The sequence below is a fragment of the Nocardioides glacieisoli genome (assembly GCF_004137245.1).
Lineage (GTDB): Bacteria > Actinomycetota > Actinomycetes > Propionibacteriales > Nocardioidaceae > Nocardioides > Nocardioides glacieisoli.
In genome coordinates this window covers 67376-86128 of the sequence record NZ_SDWS01000003.1, presented here as the reverse complement: position 1 = coordinate 86128, position 18753 = coordinate 67376, and the positions used below count along the sequence as shown (strand labels likewise).

Genomic DNA, 18753 nt, shown 5'->3' with positions numbered 1-18753 from the left:
TGACGTCCGGATCTGCACCCGCTCTGGTCCTCCGTGGGGAGGGAGCGGACGCGGCAGGAGTCGCGACCAGCAAGAGTACGGCGCTCGCGCGAGGGCGGTCAAAACGGCGGGGGTGGGGAGTCAGCGCCCGATCCGGCGCGAGAAGACCTGCACGTCCGCGTCGTCGAGCACGGCCGGCGGCGCGCCCATCGCTTCGCTGTCGGAGGCGAAGACCACCGTACGCCCGTCGCCCGAGGCGTCGAACCCGTAGTTGTCCCACCACGCGTCGCCCGGGGTGAGCGACCGCACGCCCTCGCCGCGCTGCCACACGAAGATCCCCTGGTAGGGCGCGCGCCGCTCTCCGGCAGCGCGGGCGTACGCCCGCTCGTCGCCGCCGAAGAACACCCGCCGTCCGTCGTCGGAGACCTGGGCGACGTTGACCTCCGAGTCGATGTCCTGCGTGCGGTTGACCAGCCGGACGTCACCGGACCGGCGGTCGGTCCACCACAGGTGCACGGGCTTGTCCGCGATCGGCGAGGCTGCGACGCCGCCGTCGGAGCAGGCGCCGGTGACGTAGCGCCCCGTCCCGCTGACGCTGAGCCCGGTCCACCCGCAACCGGTGTCGGTCGGCAGGCCGGCGTCCTGGGTCAGCGGCATCGACCAGGTGCCACGCAGCCCGCGACCGCGGCTGAGGACGTACACGTCGGGCAGCGTGCCGCTGTCCCGGCTCGCCAGCACCTCGGCGGTGACCACCGCGGCGACGCGTCCGTCGGCGGAGATCCGGACGGACGCTGACGCGATCTCGGCGGTCGCGAGGCGGCGGACCTTGCCCGAGCCCCGGTCCCAGAGGAAGTAGTCGGGCACGCCGTTGGTGTCCCCGGTGACGAGGTTGGTCGCGCGCGAGAAGAACACCACGTCGCCGGTGTCGGCCACGTCGGGGAAGCAGGAGTACTCGTCGCCCTCCCTGCCGCCCGGGGCCGACGACACACGTCGCACCTTGCCCGTCCTCATGTCCCGCACGAAGACGTCGGTGTTCGGGGTGTTGTCGTCGAAGTCGGACGAGTCCGGGCCGACCAGCTCGTCGGTGCTGCAGTAGGCCACGAACCGGCCGTTGGGCGAGAGCGAGACCGATGCGGCGGAGACGGCGAGGCGGCCACGTCCGTCCGTGCCGACGGCCCGCACCTTCCCCGTCCGGGCGTCACGCAGGTAGACCTGCTGGCGGCCGTCACGGGTGCGCCGGTCGAGGTTGGTGGCGTCGCTCTGGAACGCCGTCCACCGCCCGTCGCGGCTCACTGAGGCGCCGATGACGTCGTCGTCGGCCGGGCGGCCCTGCGCGTCGACGGACACCATCACGTAACGCTTCGCCGCGACCCGGTCGTCCGGCGCGGCAGCCGGTGCCGGAGCAGCCCCCAGCAGGCTCGTTGCGAGGAGGAGAGAGGTCGCCGCAGTGCCGGTCGCCGAGAGTCCCATGGAGGCACGCTGCCAGCGCGGCCCGCGCAGCGGAACACCCCCAGGAGGCCACAATGACGTCGTGCGCAACGGTGGCGTGTCCTTCTGGTGGCAGCAGGTCGGGCTGCCGACCCCGACCGACCGGCTCGACGGCGACGTCACCTGCGACGTCGCGATCGTCGGCGCGGGCCTGACCGGGCTGTGGACGGGGTACTACCTCCACGCGGCGGACCCCTCGCTCGACATCCGCCTCGTCGAGGCCGAGTTCGCCGGGTTCGGCGCCTCGGGACGCAACGGCGGCTGGCTCTCGAGCGAGCTGCCGGGCAGCCCGCGGGCGTACGCCGCCGCGGCGGGCGCAGCGGGCCTGGAGGCGATGCGTGCCGCGGTCCGCGGCTCGGTGCACGAGGTGATCGCCGTCGCCGGGAGTGAGGACATCGACGCCGACATCCGGCTCAGCGGGGTGCTGCACGTCGCCCGGTCGCAGGCGCAGGCCGAGCGCCTCGACGGCGAGCTGTCGGCGGCCCAGGTCGCCGAGCGGATCCGGATCGCCGGCGCGGTGTCCGGGCACCTCGACCCCGACTGCGCCCGCGTCCACCCGGCGAAGCTGGTGGGAGGCGTGGCCCGTGCGGTGCGGGAGCGCGGCGTACGCATCCACGAGGGCACCCGCGCCGTCCGCATCGAGCCGGGCGCGGTGGTCACGGACCGCGGCACGGTCCGCGCCGCCGTGGTGCTGCGCTGCCTGGAGGGGTTCACAGCCGGGCTCCGCGGCCATCGCCGTGAGTGGCTCCCGATGAACTCCGCGATCATCGCGACCGCGCCGTTGACCGATGCCCAGTGGGCGGAGATCGGCTGGGCCGGCGAGGAGCTGCTCGGCGACGAGGCGCACGCCTACTGCTACGCCCAGCGCACCGCCGACGGCCGCATCGCGATGGGCGGGCGCGGCATCCCCTACCGCTTCGGGTCGCGCACCGACGTCGACGGACGCACCCAGGACTGGACGGTCGAGTCGCTGCGCTCGACCCTCACCTCGCTCTTCCCGTCACTGGCCGGGATCGCGATCGACCACGCCTGGTGCGGCGTGCTCGGGGTGCCGCGCGACTGGAGCGCGAGCGTCTCCTTCGACCCGGCGACCGGCCTCGGCCACGCCGGCGGCTACGTCGGCTCCGGGCTCACCGCGACCAACCTTGCGGGCCGCACGCTGCGCGACCTGGTGCTCGGCAAGGACACCGATCTGACCGCGTTGCCGTGGACCGACCACGTCGTACGCCGCTGGGAGCCCGAGCCGCTGCGGTGGGCCGGCGTGCACGCGCTCTACCGGCTCTACCGGGCCGCCGACCGGCGCGAGGACGCCGGCCTGGGACGCACCAGCCGCATCGCGCGCATCGCCAACGTGGTCGCGGGGCGCTGACGCGCGGTCTAGACATCGACGGGCGGAAGTTCACACGGCTCGTCACGGACGCGACACTCGTCTCGCATGGGGGCCACTCTCGTCGCGCGTCGCGCTGCACTCATGTCACTCCTGTCCGTCGTCGCCGCGCTGGCGCTCGTCGTGTGCGTGCTCAGCACGGCCACGCCGGGCCGCGCCGCCGGCTTCGACCCGAACGAGTCATGGACCTGGTCGGCCAGCGAGCCGCTCCTCGACTCGGGCACGGCCAAGGCCGCGCGCGTGGAACGATTGCCCGGCGGTCGGCTGGCGGCGTTGATGGTGGTGGCCGGCAGTGCGTACGGCCAGGCGAGCGGCGACGTGCTCGTCACCCGTGTACGGGAAGAGTCCGGAACGTGGGGCGCACCCGAGGTCGTCCCCCTCGGCGCCGAGTCGCCGGCGACGCGGACCTTCGACAGCTTCGCCGACTCTGCCGGGCGCATCGTCGCGGTGTGGGCGGTCAAGGCGACGACGGCCGGCCAGTGGCCGGTGCGGTCGGTCTCCCGCTCTGCCGGCGGCGTCTGGAGCGTCCCGGAGGAGCTCTACGTCGCCCGCACCGACGGGGCCCTCGGCGACGTCCTGGAGATCGCCGGCATCGCGCCCCGACTGGTCCCGTTCGGCGACACCGTCACGCTGGCCTGGGCCACCGTGGCGAACGCCTCCTCGTCCCGCGTGCCCGTAACCGACAACCCGTTCCGCGCCAAGCGATGGACGGCCGGGGCCTGGGGGTCGGTGATCGTCTCCGACGGCTACGGCAGCGAGGCATTCGCCGTACAACCCATGTTGCCGGACACGACCTCGATCTGGGCGAACCCGTCCCAGTCGTCGAGGACCTCGGACGGCCGTATCAGCTTCGTGTACTCCCTCTACAAGCACCGCGCGACCCACTCGATGAACCACCCGCTCAGCGAGGGGTTCACCGGCCCCAACGTGGCGAACGTCTGGGACGGGATAGCGGAGCGACCGTGGGACGCGACCAGCACCACCGCCTGGGTCATGCACCTCGACCCGGGCCAGGGGTGGAGCGCTCCGGCCAAGCTGGTCGTGTCCGGAGAATCCCCCGTGAGCTGCGCAGCCGTCGACCTGCCCACCAACCCCCCGCTCGCTGCCCACTGGGCGGAGTGGAAGGCCTTCAGCCTGAACCCCGGGATCACCACGTCGTGCCCGGGAGAGCACTCACGCACCCGCTCCGCCTCCTACGCAGCCGACGGACAGCTGCGCATCGAGCTGGACTACAGCAGCGACCCGTCCGCCGAGGTCGTCCTCAACCAGTTCCTCGACGAACCGTGCGACGACCCGACGCCCACCTCCATCTTCTGCTTCGACGACTGGGGCTCCACGGACTGGGGCACCGACTGGCCCACGGCGGGCATCGCCGTCGCGCCGGGGGCGTCGCGTCCTGCAGCTGCGGCGGTCCGCGAGACCTCCTACGGAGCCGACCTCTCCACGCGCGTGGGCACGACGTCGGGGACCGTGACCGTGGTCGGAGTGGGCAGCACCATCCGGTTCGAGCGGGCCGGCTCAGAGGTCGTGTGGACCCCGGACGCGGCCGACCCCACAGCTGTACGCGTGCAGCGGGCATTCGCTCACGGGGCGGACGTGGCCGTCTTCTACTACCGAGGCACTTCGTCCACCAGCGACTGCGGGATGGCCGTGCTGCACGGTGGCACGATGACGGTCGACGGTCCGATCTCGGCCTGCTTCGCCGGCCCCGACGCCGCGCAGCAGGACGTCATCCAGCTCCCGGACGGCCGGCTGGCCTCCATCAACGGCAAGCTGACGCGCTCCCCCGTGCGCATCTACGGCCCGACGAGCGATCCGACGCAGACGCCGACGTCGCCCTCGCCCACCCCGTCCCCGCCCGCACCGTCCCCGTCCGCACCCACGGCTCCTGCCCCATCGAGTCCGGCTCCGGCCCCACCCGCGTCGACGTTCACCGCCACCGCACAGCCCACCGTGACCGGCAAGCCCAAGGTCGGCCGCAGGCTGACCGCGCGTCCTGGCACGTGGACCCCGGTCCCGGCGACCGTGTCCTACAAGTGGTTCGCCAACGGCAAACTCGTGCGCCGGGCCACGAGCACGAAGCTGCGGCTCACCGCCAAGCTCGAGGGCAAGCGCATCTCGGTGCGGATCACCCTGACCAGGCCCGGGGTGACCACGACGGTGCGCACGGTCAAGGTCCGCGGCCGGGTCCGCTGATCCGCGACTGCTCCGCACGACGCCGGTCGCTGACTGGACACCGGGTTCGCGCTCGCGCGACACCCGCGGCTAAGTTGGAGCGACAACCCAAGACGTATGAACAGGAGCCGACGTGACCGACGTAGCGGCCAAGGACTCACTGACTGTCACCGACAACCGGACGGGTCAGCAGTACGACATCGCGATCAACGACAACACGATCGCCGCCAAGGACCTGGGACAGATCCGCCTCACCGACGACGATCCCGGTCTGGCCACCTACGACCCGGGCTTCGTCAACACCGCCTCGTGCCGCTCGGCCGTCACCTTCATCGACGGCGACAAGGGCATCCTCGAGTACCGCGGCTACCCGATCGAGCAGCTCGCGGAGAAGTCGAACTTCCTCGAGGTCGCCTACCTCCTCGTGCACGGCGAGCTGCCGACCAAGGAGCAGTACGACTCCTGGGTCCACGAGATCACCTACCACACGTTCGTGCACGAGAACGTGAAGACCTTCATGCAGGGCTTCCGCTACGACGCCCACCCGATGGGCATGCTGATGGCCTCGGTCGGCGCGCTGTCGACGTTCTACCCCGACGCCCGCAACATCAGCGACGCGGACAACCGCCACATGCAGATCGTCCGCATGATCGCGAAGATGCCGACCCTGGGTGCGTGGTCGTTCCGCCACGCCCAGGGCAAGCCCTACGTCTACCCGGACAACGACCTCGGCTACACGGCCAACTTCCTCTCGATGCTCTTCAAGATGAGCGAGTCGAAGTTCGAGGCCGACCCGCGCCTGGTCAAGGCGCTCGACGTGCTCTTCATCCTGCACGCCGACCACGAGCAGAACTGTTCGACCAACGCCGTCCGCTCCGTCGGCTCCTCGCAGGTCGACCCCTACTCGGCCGTCGCGGCCGGTGTCGGCGCCCTCTACGGCCCGCTGCACGGCGGCGCCAACGAGGCCGTCCTGCGGATGCTCAAGCGCATCGGCTCGAAGGAGAACATCCCCGCTTTCATCGAGGGCGTGAAGAACGGCAACGAGCGCCTGATGGGCTTCGGCCACCGGGTCTACAAGAACTTCGACCCGCGCGCCACGATCATCAAGAAGGCCTGCGACGACGTCTTCGAGGTCACCGGGGTCAACCCGCTCCTCGAGATCGCCAAGGAGCTGGAGAAGATCGCACTCGAGGACGAGTACTTCGTCAAGCGCAAGCTCTACCCCAACGTCGACTTCTACTCGGGCCTGATCTACGAGGCCTTCCAGTTCCCGCCGGAGATGTTCACGGTGCTCTTCGCCATCGGGCGTACGCCGGGCTGGCTGGCGCAGTGGGCCGAGCTGGTGCAGGACAAGGACCAGAAGATCGCGCGTCCCAAGCAGATCTACACCGGCGACCGCGAGCTCACCTTCACCGCGGCGTCCGAGCGCTGGGCGTGAGCACCCGCACCTGAACGCACGAGAGCCCCCGGCCACCAGGCCGGGGGTTTTCTCGTTTCCAGCCGGCCCCCGTATCACTACACTCCGCCGCGTGGGGAACGAGGCGACGAGCACGCTCGGTGCCCTGCTGCGCGCGATGCGCGAGGAGGCGGGGCTGTCGCAGGAGGAGCTGGCCGAGCGCGCGGGCCTGAGCACGCACGCCATCAGCGCACTCGAGCGCGGCACCCGCACCCGGCCCTACCCGCACACGCTGCGCTCGCTCGCCACCGCGTTGCGCCTCGACGAGGGCCGGCGGACGGCCCTGCTCAGCGCGGTCGCGCCCCGCACCGCTCGCCCGTCGACGGAGGCCGTCCCGTCCCGCGGCCCGCGCGGCCTGCCGGTTCCTGCGACCCCCCTCATCGGCCGTGCCGACGACATCGCCCGGGTGGGCGACCTGCTGCGGACCCACCGACTGGTGACGCTCAGCGGGCCCGGGGGCGTGGGCAAGACCCGCCTCGTCCTGGCCGTGGCCGCCGGCGTGGGCGAGCGCTACGCCGATGGTGTCCGCCTCGTCGAGCTCGCCGGGCTGCTGGAGGTCGACCAGGTCATGCCGGCCGTCGCCGATGCCGTCGGCGTCGTCCGCGATCCCACGCGCCCGGTGGCCGAGGACCTCGCCGAGAGCCTGCGCGGGACCGACCTCCTCCTCGTCCTGGACAACGCGGAGCACCTCCTCGGAGCTGCGCCCGATGTGGCGGCGCTCGTCGAGGCGGTGCCGGACCTCACTGTGCTGACCACGAGCCGGGCTCCGCTGCGGGTGCGCGGGGAGATCGAGTACGCCGTCGAACCGCTGGAGGTGCGCGACCTCCCGGACGGAACCCCGTCCCCTGCCGCCCGGCTGCTGCTCGACCGCGCGCAGCGGGTCAGTCCCGGATGGGGATCGGACCCCGAGGAGGCCGCAGCGGTGGCCGCCACCTGCCAGAGGCTCGCCGGGCTGCCGCTCGCCCTCGAGCTCGCCGCGGCCCGGGCGCGGCTGCTCGACCCGACCTCGTTGCTCGACCGTCTCGACAGCGCCCTCGACGCCGGACCACGCGACCTCCCTCCCCGGCAGCGCACCATGCGCGCCACCCTGGACTGGAGCCACGGACTCCTCGACGAGCCCGGCCGCCGCCTGTTCCGCCTGATGGGGGTGTTCGTGGGCGGCACCACGCTGGCGGACCTCCAGTCGGTGGCGACGCGAGCCCGGCTCGGGGAGCCCGAGCTCGTGACCCACCTCGAGGCGCTCGTCGAGCACTCGCTGGTGGTCGCCGAGCCCACAGGTCGACTGCGGCTCCTGGAGCCGGTGGCCCAGTACGCCCGCGACCTGCTCGACGACGCGGGCGAGTGGACCGAGGCCGCACGTGCCCACGCGGCGCACTACCTCGAGGTGGCCGCTGCCAACCACTCGAGCTACCGCGACGGTGGCCAGGTCGCCGCCCTCACCAGGATCGACCTCGAGCACGCCAACCTCACCGCGGCCGCCGAGCGCTCGATGGCGGCAGGCGACGCCGAGACGCCGGCCCGGATCGCCTGGGAGCTGTGGCTCTACTGGTGGTTGCGGGGGCACCACGACCACGGCCGGAGGTTCGCGGAGACGGCTCTCGCCCATGCTGCAGACCTGCCCGACGACGTGCACGCCCGTGCCGCGCTGGCCGCGGCGACCATGTCGTTCGCCATGGACGACGTCGCAGCGGCCGCCGGGTGGTGGGAGCGCGCCCACCAGCACGCGGGCGACGACCCTGCGATCCTCTCCAACGCGGTGGCGGGCGAGGGCCTTGCGGCGCTCGTCGCCGGCGACCTCTCCGTGGCCCGCGACCGCTTCGAGCGCGCCATGCACCACGCCGAGGTGGGCGGCACCGAGGTCCAGTGGACGTGGGGGCTGACCCACGTCTGGCTGGGCACGGTGGCGCTGCTCGAGGGCGACGCCGACGAGGCCGTACGTCTCGTCGAGGCCGGCCTCGAGTCGGCCAGGAGTCGCGAGGACAGGTTGTCGTCCTACATCGCGCTCTACAACCTCTTTCAGGTCGAGCTCGGCCGCGGTGACCACGCCGCGGCGCGCCGCCACCTCGAGGAGAGCACCCGGCTCTCGCTGGAGACGGGCGACCAGGCCAACCTGGCCTACCTCCTCGACGCGGGCGCGGTGCTGGCCGCCGCGACCGGGCAGCACGCCCGGGTGCCGCTGCTGCTCGGCGCCGCGCAGGCGATCCGCGAGACCCTCGGTTCGCGGGGCTACGGCTACTACCGGCCCGACCCAGCCACCATCGACGCTGCCGCGACCGACGCCCGTACACATCTCGGCGGCGACCGCTACGACGACGCGCTCGACACCGGCCGCGGGCTCTCGCCCACCGACGCGGCCGCGATGCTCCGGACCTGATCCGCACCGGACCCGTACACCGGTCGTACACCTGCGACTGTCCGTGGTGCGCGACCCCTCACGCCTCCGAGGGTGGTCCCACGGCACGCACCCGTGCCGGAAGACATCCGACACAGGAGCCGCCATGAGCACCACCGTCCACCCGTCCACCACCAGCGCAGGAACCGGCGCGCGGGCCGTGCCCCTCGGCCGTGGCTGGGTCCTCGCCGGCCTCGGCGCCGGCGTCCTCGGCATCGTCGGCGGCGTCGCCAGCGGGATGGTGAACGCCGTCTACGACCCCGCGGCCTCCGGCGACGCCGTGGCGATCACCGAGAAGCTCGCCACGCAGGTGCCGCAGATCATCGCGTTCCACACCGCCACGATGCTCTCGTGCGTCCTGCTGGTGCTGTTCGCGGTGGGGCTGCACCGCCAGCTGCGGGCGCGCACCGCACCCGACAGCCTGGTGCCCGGGACCGCCGTCGCCGGGCTCGGCCTCGTCGCCGTGGCCCAGCTGATCGGGGCCGGCCTCACCACCGAGTTCGCCTTCGCCCTCACCGAGGACGCCGGTCTGGTGGTGCCGGAGAGCGCCGTCTTCTTCAACCACTGGATCGGCACGATCCCGTGGCTGTGGGGTGGCGCCGGCCTCACCGGCCTGGCCCTGTTCCGCGCGGCCCGCCAGGGTGCGTACGCCTCGTGGCTCGGGTGGACCAGCCTCGTGCTCGGTGGCCTCAGCGCGCTGTTCCTGATCAGCCCCCTGCAGTACATGGCGGGCATGACGGGACCGCTGTGGCTCGTCGTGGCGTCCCTGGGCCTGCTCCGCACGGCCCGCGAGGACTGACATGGCGCCCGCGGAGCAGTCGGGGCAGCGGGTCGTCGACTTCGAGGCGTACGTCGCCGAGCGGCGACCCGCCCTGCTCCGCTGGGCACGGGCCGTCGCCGGCGACCCGCACACCGCGGAGGACCTGCTCCAGGACTCGCTCGTCCGGGTCCTCCCCCGCTGGGGGTCGATCCGGGAGAGCGCTGCCACCGACGCGTACGTACGCCGCACCATCACCCGGCAGCACATCAGCTCGCAACGCCGGCCGTGGCGTCGCGACGAGGTCGCCTCGGACCGGCTTCCCGAGCCCTCGGGCACGGTCGACGTCCGTGCCGACCCGGACGACGCCGACCGGGTGTGGGGCCTGGTGCTGGCCCTGCCCGCACGGCAACGTGCGACCGTGGCCCTGCGCTACTACGAGCAGCTGAGCGTCGCGGAGACCGCCGAGGTGCTCGGCTGCTCGACCGGCACCGTCAAGTCCAACACCAGTCGCGGGCTCGCCACCCTGCGCCGGCTCGTCGCCGACCCGGCGCTGGCCGGATGACCACCCGAGAGGAATCCCATGTCGTCGCACGGCACCGCTCCCACCTGGCTACCCGCCGGGTTCCGCCACCCGACCCGGGTCGAGGTCCCGTTCGGGCACCACCTCCGCCCCATCCGCGCGGAGGACACCGACCTCGACATGGTCGCGGTGATGGGCTCGCGCGAGCGCCTGTGGAGCATCTACGGCGCCGCGTGGGGGTGGCCGCCCGCTGACATGACCCACGAGGACGATCGTGCCGACCTCGCCCGGCACGCCGCGGAGATGGAGACCCACGAGTCGTTCAACTACGCCCTCTTCGACACCGACGAGACGGCACTGCTCGGCTGCGTCTACATCGACCCGCCGGAGAAGCCGGGCGCCGACGCCGAGATCTCGTGGTGGGTCGTCGACGAGTGCGTCGGCACCGAGCTCGAGGCGGCACTGGACGACCTGGTGCCCCGATGGATCGCCGAGGACTGGCCGCTGGACCGCCCGCGCTACGTCGGACGCGATCTCACGTGGGATGCGTGGATGGCGCTACCGGACCTGCCGAGCTGAGCGGCGAGCAAGGTCTCTGCACCTTCCCAGCCCGCTCTCAGGGCATCCACAGGCTCGCGACGCAGGCTCGAGGCATGAGCGACGAGTACCCCACCCCACAGCAGTTCCCGTACCACCAGCCGCCCCAGCCCCAGCCGCAGCACCAGCAGCGGCCGGAGCCGCCGCGGCGACGGCGTACGGGCCTGGCTGCCGCCGTCGTCGCGACCTCGCTCCTCGTGGGTGGCGGCGCCGGGCTGGGGGGCGCGGCGGTGTGGGACGCCACCCAGGACGGCACCTCGGGCACGCCGAGCGCGTCGGCGGCACCGACGACGTCGACGGTGGCCAACCAGACGCAGAGCCCGCCGGCCGACGGCTCGGTCGAGTCGGTGGCGCAGAAGGTGCTGCCGAGCGTCGTCAAGATCGACGTCACCGGCAGCGGTGAGTCCGGGTCGGGGTCGGGCATCATCCTGACCGCGGACGGCATGATCCTCACCAACAACCACGTCGTCGAGGTCGCCGGTGAGGGCGGGACGATCAAGGTCGACTTCTCCGACGGCACGAGCGCGGACGCCGAGATCCTCGGCACCGACCCGCTCACCGACACCGCCGTGATCCAGGCGCAGGACGTCTCCGACCTGACCCCGGCGACCATCGGCAAGTCGGCCAACCTCGGCGTCGGGGAGGGCGTCGTCGCGGTCGGCTCGCCGTTCGGCCTCGACGCGACCGTCACGAGCGGCATCGTCAGCGCGCTCGACCGCCCGGTCAACGTCGGCTCCGACGCCGACGGCAACTCGACGACGTACCCCGCGATCCAGACCGACGCGGCGATCAACCCCGGCAACTCCGGTGGCCCGCTGACCGACATGACCGGCGCGGTCGTCGGCATCAACTCCTCGATCCGCACGGCCAGCTCGGCGACGTCGGAGCAGTCCGGGTCGATCGGTCTCGGCTTCGCGATCCCGATCGACGAGGTGATGCCGATCGTCGACCAGATGGCCAACGGCGAGACCCCCACCCACGCCCGCCTCGGCATCCAGGTCGGCAACCCGGCGACCGGTGACGACGCCGGCGCGGTCGTCAGCCAAGTCAGCCCCGGGTCCACCGCCAGCGAGGGCGGACTGGCCGAGGGCGACGTGATCACGAAGGTCGACGACCGGCGGATCACCGGTCCCGACTCCCTCGTCGCGACCATCCGCTCCTACCGCCCCGGCGACTCCGTCACCGTGACGTGGACGAGCAACGGCGAGGAGAGGAGCGGCAGCTTCGTGCTCGACAGCGACGCCACGACGAGCTGACCTGCTGCGCAGTCTTGGGCCGGCCGCGCCATGATGGGGCGGCCGGCCCTGTCGTGTGCGCCGGTCACAGGCACCAAGCAGAGGAGTCACATGCAGCTCGAGCTGAGCCAGACCGACCGCGAGTTCCGCGACCGGATGCGGGAGGCCTTCACCAGCACGGTCCCGCAGGAGATCCGCGACACGGTGCTCGAGGGCCGGCACCTGACCCGTGACCAGATCGTCGAGAGCCAGCGGGCCCTCAACGCCGAGGGACTCGCCGTGCCGCACTGGCCGGTCGAGTGGGGCGGCCAGGACTGGACGGACCTGCAGCGGCACCTGTGGCACGAGGAGATGCAGCGCGCCGGCGTGCCCATCCCGCTGGCCTTCAACGCCTCGATGATCGGGCCGGTGATCGCACAGTTCGGGAGCGAGGAGCAGAAGGAGCGCTTCCTGCCCAAGACCGCGAACCTCGACATCTGGTGGTCGCAGGGCTTCTCCGAGCCCGACGCCGGCTCCGACCTCGCGAGCCTCCGCACGACGGCGGTGCGCGACGGCGACGACTGGGTCGTCAACGGTCAGAAGACGTGGACCACGCTCGGGCAGCACGGCGACTGGATCTTCACGCTGGTGCGCACCGACCCCGAGGTGAAGAAGCAGGCGGGCATCTCGATGCTGCTCATCGACATGACCTCGCCAGGCGTCGAGGTGCGACCGATCGAGCTGATCGACGGCGGCCACGAGGTCAACGAGGTGTGGTTCTCCGACGTCCGCGTGCCGGGCGACCTGCTGGTGGGCGAGCCCGGCGAGGGCTGGACGATCGCGAAGTTCCTCCTCGGCAACGAGCGGGTCGGCGTCGCGCCGGTGGGCGCCACCAAGCGCGCACTGGCGACCCTCAAGGCGACGGCCGGCGACCTGATGGACGACCCGCTGGTCCGGGCCCGCGTCGCCGAGCTGGAGAACGACCTGCTCGCCCTCGAGCTCACCGCGCTGCGGGTGGTGGCGCACTCCGCCGGTGGCGAGCCGCACCCGGCCTCGTCCGTCCTCAAGCTCCGCGGAACGGTGCTGCAGCAGGCGGTCAGCGAGCTGGCCCTGGACCTCGCCGGCCCGGCGTCGCTCGCCTCACGCGCCGAGGACGACTCGCCGCAGGAGGGCTGGGCCCGACGCGCTGCCCCGACCTACCTGAACCTCCGCAAGGCGTCGATCTACGGAGGGTCCAACGAGATCCAGCGCCAGATCATCAGCCGCACGATCCTGGGACTCTGAGGAGCAGACGATGGACTTCACCTACGACGACGAGCAGCAGGCGCTGCGCGAGGCCGTGCGCGGCCTGCTCAAGCAGACGTACGGCGACCACGAGGCACGTCGGCAGGCGGTGGCCTCCGACGACGGGTTCGACCGCGCCCTGTGGGGCCGGCTCGCCGAGATGGGCGTGCTCGGGCTGCCCTTCAGCGAGGACGACGGCGGCGTCGGCGCCGGCCCGGTCGAGATCGGGATCGTGTGCCAGGAGCTCGGTCGTGTGCTCGCCCCGGAGCCCTACCTCGCGAGCGTCGTGCACGCCGGCGGCCTCGTCGCTGCCGTCGGGACGCCCGAGCAGAAGGCCGACCTGCTGGGCCGGCTGAGCTCGGGCGAGATCGTCCTGGCTGCCGCCGACACCTCCCCCGGCGGGCGCTGGACGTCGCGCGCGGACGGCGTACGCGCGTCACTCGACGGCAACGCGTGGACCCTCGACGGGGTCGCCGACCCGGTGGTCGGCGGCGAGGTCGCGGACCAGTTCGTCGTGACGGCGGCGCTGCCCGATGACGGCGGCACGGGTGTCTTCGTCGTCGCGGCCGACGCGGTCTCCCGCACCGGCTACGCGGCCGCCGACCTGACCCGGGCGGCCAGCGTCACCTTCGACGGCAGCGCCGCGACGCCGCTCGGCGAGCCGGGGCGCGACCTGTCCGAGAGCATCGCGACGATCAGCGACCTCACCCGGATCATGGGCGCCAACCAGGCGCTCGGCGTGATGCAGAGCCAGGTGCGCGCGACGACGGACTACCTCAAGAGCCGCAAGCAGTTCGGCGTCACCCTCAACACCTTCCAGGCGCTCACCTTCCGGGCCGCCGACATGTACGTCGAGCTCGAGCTCGCGCACAGCATGGTCGACTGGGCGACGATGACCATCGCCGGCGGCGACCGCGACGTGGTGGCCGACGCCGCCGACCGGGTCGGCCTGGCCGTCGCGCGAGCCGGGCGGCACATCGGCCAGGAGGCGATCCAGCTGCACGGCGGCATCGGCATGACCGCGGAGTACGCCGTCGGCGTCGGCACGGCCCACCTCGAGGTCCTCGACCAGTGGCTCGGCAACGCCCACCACCACCTGACCCGGCTGTCCGCGCGCGTCACCGACCACGAGCTCGTCGAGGCCGTCTGATGGACCTCTCGCTCACCGACGAGCAGGAGGCGTTCCGCGACCTCGCGCGCGACTTCCTCGAGCGCGAGGCCGTGCCGCACCGGATGCAGTGGGACCACGACGAGTCGGTCGACCTCGCGATCATCCCGAAGATGGCCGAGCTCGGCTTCTTCGGCCTGACCATCCCCGAGGAGCACGGCGGGGTGGGCGGCGACTACGTGACGTACTCGATCGCGATGGAGGAGCTCGGCCGCGCCGACTCCGCGCTGCGCGGGATCGTGTCGGTCAGCAGCGGCCTGGTCGGCAAGTCGATCCTCTTCCACGGCACCGACGAGCAGAAGCAGGAGTGGCTGCCCCAGCTCGCCGCGGCGACGAAGCTCGGCTGCTTCGGGCTCACCGAGCCCGGCACCGGGTCCGACGCCGGCAACCTCACCTCCCGCGCCGTCCGGGACGGGTCGGACTGGGTGATCGACGGCCGCAAGCTCTTCATCACCAACGGCACGTGGGCCGACGTCGCGCTGGTCTTCGCCCGCACGAGCGACGACGGGCCGCGCGGGGTGACGGCGTTCCTCGTGCCGACCGGCTCCCCCGGCTTCGAGGCCCGCGAGATCAAGAACAAGCTCGGGCTGCGCGGTCAGGCGACGGCCGAGCTGTTCCTCGACGGCGTACGCCTCCCGGACTCAGCGCGGCTGGGCGAGGTCGGGCAGGGCTTCAAGATCGCTATGGGCACCCTCGACAAGGGCCGGCTGGCGGTCGCCTCGGGGTGCGTCGGGATCGTGCAGGGCTGCCTCGAGGCGTCGGTGGCGTACGCCACCCAGCGCACGCAGTTCGGCAAGCCGATCGCGTCGTTCCAGCTCGTGCAGGACCTGATCGCCGACATCTCCCTCGACGCCGACGCCGCGCGGCTGCTCGCGTGGCGGTGCGCCGACCTCATCGACCGCGGCGAGCCCTACGGGGTGGCCGCGTCGAAGGCCAAGCTGTTCGCCTCCGAGGCCGCGGTGCGCGCCGCCAACAACGCCATCCAGGTCCACGGCGGGGCGGGGTACGTCGACGACTTCCCGGTCGCGAAGTACCTCCGCGACGCCCGCGTGATGACGCTCTACGAGGGCACGTCCCAGATCCAGAAGCTGCTGATCGGCCGCGCCGAGACGGGGATCAGCGCCTTCGGCTGATCCTGTCGTGTCGTGATCCCCGGATATCCGGGGATCACGACGACAGTGCGGTGATGGCAGTGCGCCAGCCGCACCGCAGTCACCGCACAACGTCGTTAGAGTCACGCCATGCGCATGGCAGCGGGGGTGCCGTTGGTCCTCGGCCTCTGCGCGTCCGGCCTGGCCTTCACCCTCGGCTCCGAGCACGATCGACAGGCCCCTGAGGCCGGGACCTACGCATTGCCCGAGGAGCTGGCCGGCTACTCCTACGTCACCGGCAGCGTCTCGTCGTCCCCTCCCGGACCCGCGGTCGCGCTCTTCCAGCACGGCTTCGGCGTCGAGTTCATGGACTTCCCCCAGGCCGTCGTCCTCGGCGCGGGGGGCGACTCCTACCGCCGCGTCGACGTGGCCGAGGACCGGGCGGGCGCCGAGACCCAGGGCGACCCGGCGCCGATGCTGCTGTCGCCGGACGGCCAGTACGTCGCCGTCGGGGACCACGACACCACCGAGCCCGACGTGGCGATCGTCGACCTGACCACCGGCGAGACGTCGACGTACGACCTCCCGCAGGGCCGCAGCGTCATCCCCGTGGCGTTCTCCGCCGACGGCGGATCGCTCGCGATGCTGCTGTCCGCCGAGCCGACGAACCCCTACCGGGGTGTGCGCATCACGGGCGACGTCGGCGTCCTCGACCTCGCCGACAGCTCGACCGAGGTGATCGACGTCGGCGGCACGGGGGCCACCGCGGCGTTCTCTCCCGACGGCTCGGAGATCGGGGTCGAGCGCGCGTCCCCCCGGGAGCTGTCGCTGATCGCCCTCGGCGGCGGAGGCTCCGAGCGCCGCCTGTCCCTCGACGGAGTCCTGGCCGGGCCGACCGCGTGGTCGCCCGACGGGCGCCTGCTGGCGATCACCACCGTCGAGCCGGCCCTCGGACCGCCGGGTGCGGACGAGCCGGGCGTCCCGTCCGGGCTCGCGTTCGTCGACCCGACAGGGGACGGTGGGGACGTCCCGGAGCCGCTCCCCCTGCCGCTGACCGGCCCGGGGCGGGTGCTCGGGTGGGACGGCACCGAGGCGGTCCTGGTGCTCCTCGCCGTCGAGGACGACGACGCCTACACCGTCTCCCGTGTCCCGCTCGACGGCTCGGAGCCCACCACGCTCATGCGGATGGACGACATGGGCTCCTACGGCGTCGGCCGGTTCCAGTTGGCCGCGGCGGCCGGCGATCGCCTCGAGGTCGTCGACCCCGACGACGTCGGCCGCGGTCCGTGGCCGCTCCTCCAGCGCATCTCGGCGGCCGTCCTCGCCGGGCTCGTCATGTGGCTCGTCGCAGCGGCCGTCGTTCGGATCGGGCGCCGGGTCACGCTTCGGGCCTAGGGCCGCGGTCCCGCCTCGACCAGGCGTCGTACGTCGTCCACGTCGAGGTCGTAGGGCCCGATGCGGGTCAGCACCCACGAGGCACCGCGGTCGAGCCACGGTGCGACGTCCTGGTCGGGCTGCAGGTCGACGACGACCTCGAACCCGGCCTTCGGCTCGTGGCCGGCGAGGTCACCGGTCACGACGTCGAGGGCTTCGGGGCCGTCGAGGCCGATGACGAAGAAGCCGTCGTGGCGGGCTGCGCGCCGCATCGGCGCCTTGTTGGGGAACCGCCCGGCCAGCCAGATCGGCACCCGCGGCGCGGGCTGGAAGCCGCCGGCGAGGTAGCCGGTCAGCGCCTCGAGGCCCTCGTCGAGCAGCCGGGCGCGCGCCTTCGGGTCGGGCTCGTCGCCGTAGTCGCTGAACTCGCCGACCCAGTCGTCACCCAGCCCGAGCCCCAGCACGAACCGCTCCCCCGACAGCACCGCCAGGCTCGCTGCCTGCCGGGCCAGCACCTGCGGGCGTCTCCGGGCCAGCGGCGTCACCATCGGCCCGAAGACCATCCGCTCGGTGCGCATCGCCACAGCGGCGCAGCAGGTCCACACGTCCGCGATCTCGGTCACGCGGTCGCCGTACTGCAGGTGGTCCCACACGAAGAACCCCTCCCACCCGGCCGCCTCGGCCTCGGCGGCCAGGTCGCCCACCACCCGCGGGTCGGCCAGGGCGTCGAAGGGGGCGACGAAGAGTCCGCGGCGAGCAGTCATGAGGCCGATCATGCCGTTACTGTCGGGCGATGTTAGTGCAGCTCTCGGGAGTCCCGGGCTCCGGCAAGTCGACGCTGGCGCGCGGCATCGCCGCGGCGACCGGTGCCGTGGTGGTGGACACCGACGTCCTGAAGAGCGCGCTGGTCGGCAGCGGCATCGCCGTCGCCGCCGCAGGTCGGCCGACGTACGCCGCCGCGCTGGCGTTGTCCGCCGACCTCCTGGCCCAGCACCGAGGCGTCGTGCTCGACTCCCCCTGCCGCTACCCGGAGCTGCTCGCGGCGGGGCAGCGGCTCGCGAGGGACGCTGGGGTCCGGTACGCCTTCATCGAGCTCTGGGCCTCGGACACGGCTGCCCTGCTGCCTCGACTCGACCGGCGTACGCCACGGGCCTCGCAGGTCGCCTCGTCGACGGCACCGGTTCCCGGCACCGCGTGGGAGTTCGGCACACCCGAGAGGACCCTGAGCACGTGGCAGTCGCAGCTGGTCCGTCCTGAGCAGGACTGGCTCCGTCTCGATGCCGAGGTGTCGGTCGAGGCGAACCTCGCGGAGGCGCTGACCCACCTCGCCTGACGTCAGCGCGCTGGCACCGCAGCTGGCGAGCGGTTCGTCCTCGCGCCGACATAGGCGGTGGCTTCGCGGCTGGAGAGCAGCACCACGCACGCCGCTCCGGCAGCGACGGCCGCCCCAGTGACGACGAGCACGACGGGCGCGCTGCCCGTCGCATGGACGGGGAGCCACACGCCCTGCGCCGCCGCGACCACCACCGCCACCGGCCGGGACCACGCAAGGCCACGGAGGGCGGCGACCCCGACGGCAAGCCACAGGACGATGGCAGCAAGGGGCAGCGCGATCGAGAGGCCGTCGAAGAGCCGGCCGTAGAGCTCGAGGTTGGTCAGCCCCTCAGCTTCGGGCGCCGGCGACGGCGAGGCCAGCACCGCCTCCCACTCGCTCTGCGACACACCGGCGGGTGGCGCGGGTGGTCGTGGCTCGGTCGTGGTGCTGATGGCGAAGTCCATGACGGTCGAGAGCACGACCACCAGCGCAGCGCTGAGGCCCGCCACGCCTGCGGCCGCGGTGACGAAACGTGGCCGGGTCATCACCCGAC

Annotated in this window: 16 protein-coding genes; 13 read left to right on the top strand and 3 right to left on the bottom strand. The window is 72.6% G+C overall.

All coding sequences use genetic code 11. The features are described 5' to 3' along the window. Nucleotides 1–120 precede the first annotated feature (120 nt). Complete coding sequence (locus tag EUA06_RS07955; RefSeq protein WP_129474506.1) at nucleotides 121–1449, bottom strand: TolB-like translocation protein; 1329 nt, start codon at nucleotides 1447–1449, stop codon at nucleotides 121–123. Nucleotides 1450–1510: 61 nt separating this feature from the next. On the opposite strand from EUA06_RS07955, the gene EUA06_RS07950 reads away from it, so the two are divergent. The 12 genes from EUA06_RS07950 to EUA06_RS07895 all read left to right on the top strand — a co-directional run bounded on the left by EUA06_RS07950 (nucleotide 1511) and on the right by EUA06_RS07895 (nucleotide 16906). Further along, nucleotides 1511–2836 carry an NAD(P)/FAD-dependent oxidoreductase gene (locus EUA06_RS07950; RefSeq protein ID WP_242498036.1) on the top strand — a complete coding sequence of 442 codons (1326 nt, stop codon included), beginning with the start codon at nucleotides 1511–1513 and terminating at the stop codon, nucleotides 2834–2836. 102 nt (nucleotides 2837–2938) lie between these two features. Further along, nucleotides 2939–5050 (top strand): hypothetical protein, encoded by a 2112-nt coding sequence (locus EUA06_RS22335; protein WP_165354303.1) that lies wholly within the window; start codon nucleotides 2939–2941, stop codon nucleotides 5048–5050. Between the two features lie 112 nt (nucleotides 5051–5162). Next, entirely contained in the window at nucleotides 5163–6467 is a 1305-nt protein-coding gene (locus EUA06_RS07940) for a citrate synthase (protein WP_129474504.1), read from the top strand. Nucleotides 6468–6558: 91 nt separating this feature from the next. Next, on the top strand, nucleotides 6559–8859 hold the full coding sequence (locus EUA06_RS07935; RefSeq protein ID WP_129474503.1) for an ATP-binding protein: 2301 nt from the start codon (nucleotides 6559–6561) through the stop codon (nucleotides 8857–8859). A 124-nt stretch (nucleotides 8860–8983) separates the two neighbouring features. Continuing rightward, nucleotides 8984–9676: a hypothetical protein gene (locus EUA06_RS07930; RefSeq protein WP_207208265.1), complete on the top strand. Its 693-nt coding sequence runs from the start codon at nucleotides 8984–8986 to the stop codon at nucleotides 9674–9676. A 1-nt stretch (nucleotide 9677) separates the two neighbouring features. Then, the gene (locus EUA06_RS07925; protein WP_129474502.1) at nucleotides 9678–10199 is read left to right on the top strand and encodes a SigE family RNA polymerase sigma factor; all 522 of its coding nucleotides are present in this window, start codon (nucleotides 9678–9680) and stop codon (nucleotides 10197–10199) included. Between the two features lie 18 nt (nucleotides 10200–10217). After that, the gene (locus tag EUA06_RS07920) at nucleotides 10218–10736 is read left to right on the top strand and encodes a GNAT family N-acetyltransferase (RefSeq protein WP_129474501.1); all 519 of its coding nucleotides are present in this window, start codon (nucleotides 10218–10220) and stop codon (nucleotides 10734–10736) included. A 74-nt stretch (nucleotides 10737–10810) separates the two neighbouring features. Further along, nucleotides 10811–12010 carry a S1C family serine protease gene (locus tag EUA06_RS07915; RefSeq protein ID WP_129474500.1) on the top strand — a complete coding sequence of 400 codons (1200 nt, stop codon included), beginning with the start codon at nucleotides 10811–10813 and terminating at the stop codon, nucleotides 12008–12010. A gap of 90 nt (nucleotides 12011–12100) precedes the next feature. Beyond that, nucleotides 12101–13252: an acyl-CoA dehydrogenase family protein gene (locus EUA06_RS07910; protein ID WP_129474499.1), complete on the top strand. Its 1152-nt coding sequence runs from the start codon at nucleotides 12101–12103 to the stop codon at nucleotides 13250–13252. 10 nt (nucleotides 13253–13262) lie between these two features. Further along, a complete protein-coding gene (locus tag EUA06_RS07905) occupies nucleotides 13263–14402 on the top strand; it encodes an acyl-CoA dehydrogenase family protein (protein ID WP_129474498.1) in 1140 nt (379 codons plus the stop codon). Further along, nucleotides 14402–15553, top strand: coding sequence for an acyl-CoA dehydrogenase family protein (locus tag EUA06_RS07900; RefSeq protein ID WP_129474497.1), 1152 nt, complete (start codon nucleotides 14402–14404; stop codon nucleotides 15551–15553). Before EUA06_RS07905 ends, EUA06_RS07900 begins: the two co-directional genes overlap by 1 nt. Nucleotides 15554–15661: 108 nt before the next feature. Then, nucleotides 15662–16906 carry a WD40 repeat domain-containing protein gene (locus EUA06_RS07895; protein ID WP_129474496.1) on the top strand — a complete coding sequence of 415 codons (1245 nt, stop codon included), beginning with the start codon at nucleotides 15662–15664 and terminating at the stop codon, nucleotides 16904–16906. On the opposite strand, the gene EUA06_RS07890 is transcribed toward EUA06_RS07895, so the two are convergent. Continuing rightward, nucleotides 16903–17649, bottom strand: a complete 747-nt coding sequence (locus tag EUA06_RS07890; protein WP_129474495.1) for an LLM class flavin-dependent oxidoreductase — start codon at nucleotides 17647–17649, stop codon at nucleotides 16903–16905. The two genes, EUA06_RS07895 and EUA06_RS07890, sit on opposite strands and share 4 nt — an antisense overlap. Nucleotides 17650–17678: 29 nt before the next feature. On the opposite strand from EUA06_RS07890, the gene EUA06_RS07885 reads away from it, so the two are divergent. Beyond that, complete coding sequence (locus EUA06_RS07885) at nucleotides 17679–18218, top strand: P-loop nucleotide/nucleoside kinase family protein (RefSeq protein WP_129474494.1); 540 nt, start codon at nucleotides 17679–17681, stop codon at nucleotides 18216–18218. 2 nt (nucleotides 18219–18220) lie between these two features. Here EUA06_RS07885 and EUA06_RS07880 read toward each other — a convergent pair whose 3' ends face one another. Further along, the gene (locus EUA06_RS07880) at nucleotides 18221–18745 is read right to left on the bottom strand and encodes a hypothetical protein (RefSeq protein ID WP_129474493.1); all 525 of its coding nucleotides are present in this window, start codon (nucleotides 18743–18745) and stop codon (nucleotides 18221–18223) included. Nucleotides 18746–18753: the final 8 nt, after the last annotated feature.

Excerpts from the sequence above, each read along its gene's own strand:
- EUA06_RS07955 (WP_129474506.1), bottom strand. The coding sequence starts at position 1,449 with ATGGGACTCTCGGCGACCGGCACTGCGGCGACCTCTCTCCTCCTCGCA.
- EUA06_RS22335 (WP_165354303.1), top strand. The coding sequence starts at position 2,939 with ATGTCACTCCTGTCCGTCGTCGCCGCGCTGGCGCTCGTCGTGTGCGTG.
- EUA06_RS07930 (WP_207208265.1), top strand. The coding sequence starts at position 8,984 with ATGAGCACCACCGTCCACCCGTCCACCACCAGCGCAGGAACCGGCGCG.
- EUA06_RS07925 (WP_129474502.1), top strand. The coding sequence starts at position 9,678 with ATGGCGCCCGCGGAGCAGTCGGGGCAGCGGGTCGTCGACTTCGAGGCG.
- EUA06_RS07920 (WP_129474501.1), top strand. The coding sequence starts at position 10,218 with ATGTCGTCGCACGGCACCGCTCCCACCTGGCTACCCGCCGGGTTCCGC.
- EUA06_RS07915 (WP_129474500.1), top strand. The coding sequence starts at position 10,811 with ATGAGCGACGAGTACCCCACCCCACAGCAGTTCCCGTACCACCAGCCG.
- EUA06_RS07910 (WP_129474499.1), top strand. The coding sequence starts at position 12,101 with ATGCAGCTCGAGCTGAGCCAGACCGACCGCGAGTTCCGCGACCGGATG.
- EUA06_RS07905 (WP_129474498.1), top strand. The coding sequence starts at position 13,263 with ATGGACTTCACCTACGACGACGAGCAGCAGGCGCTGCGCGAGGCCGTG.
- EUA06_RS07900 (WP_129474497.1), top strand. The coding sequence starts at position 14,402 with ATGGACCTCTCGCTCACCGACGAGCAGGAGGCGTTCCGCGACCTCGCG.
- EUA06_RS07895 (WP_129474496.1), top strand. The coding sequence starts at position 15,662 with ATGCGCATGGCAGCGGGGGTGCCGTTGGTCCTCGGCCTCTGCGCGTCC.
- EUA06_RS07890 (WP_129474495.1), bottom strand. The coding sequence starts at position 17,649 with ATGACTGCTCGCCGCGGACTCTTCGTCGCCCCCTTCGACGCCCTGGCC.
- EUA06_RS07885 (WP_129474494.1), top strand. The coding sequence starts at position 17,679 with ATGTTAGTGCAGCTCTCGGGAGTCCCGGGCTCCGGCAAGTCGACGCTG.
- EUA06_RS07880 (WP_129474493.1), bottom strand. The coding sequence starts at position 18,745 with ATGACCCGGCCACGTTTCGTCACCGCGGCCGCAGGCGTGGCGGGCCTC.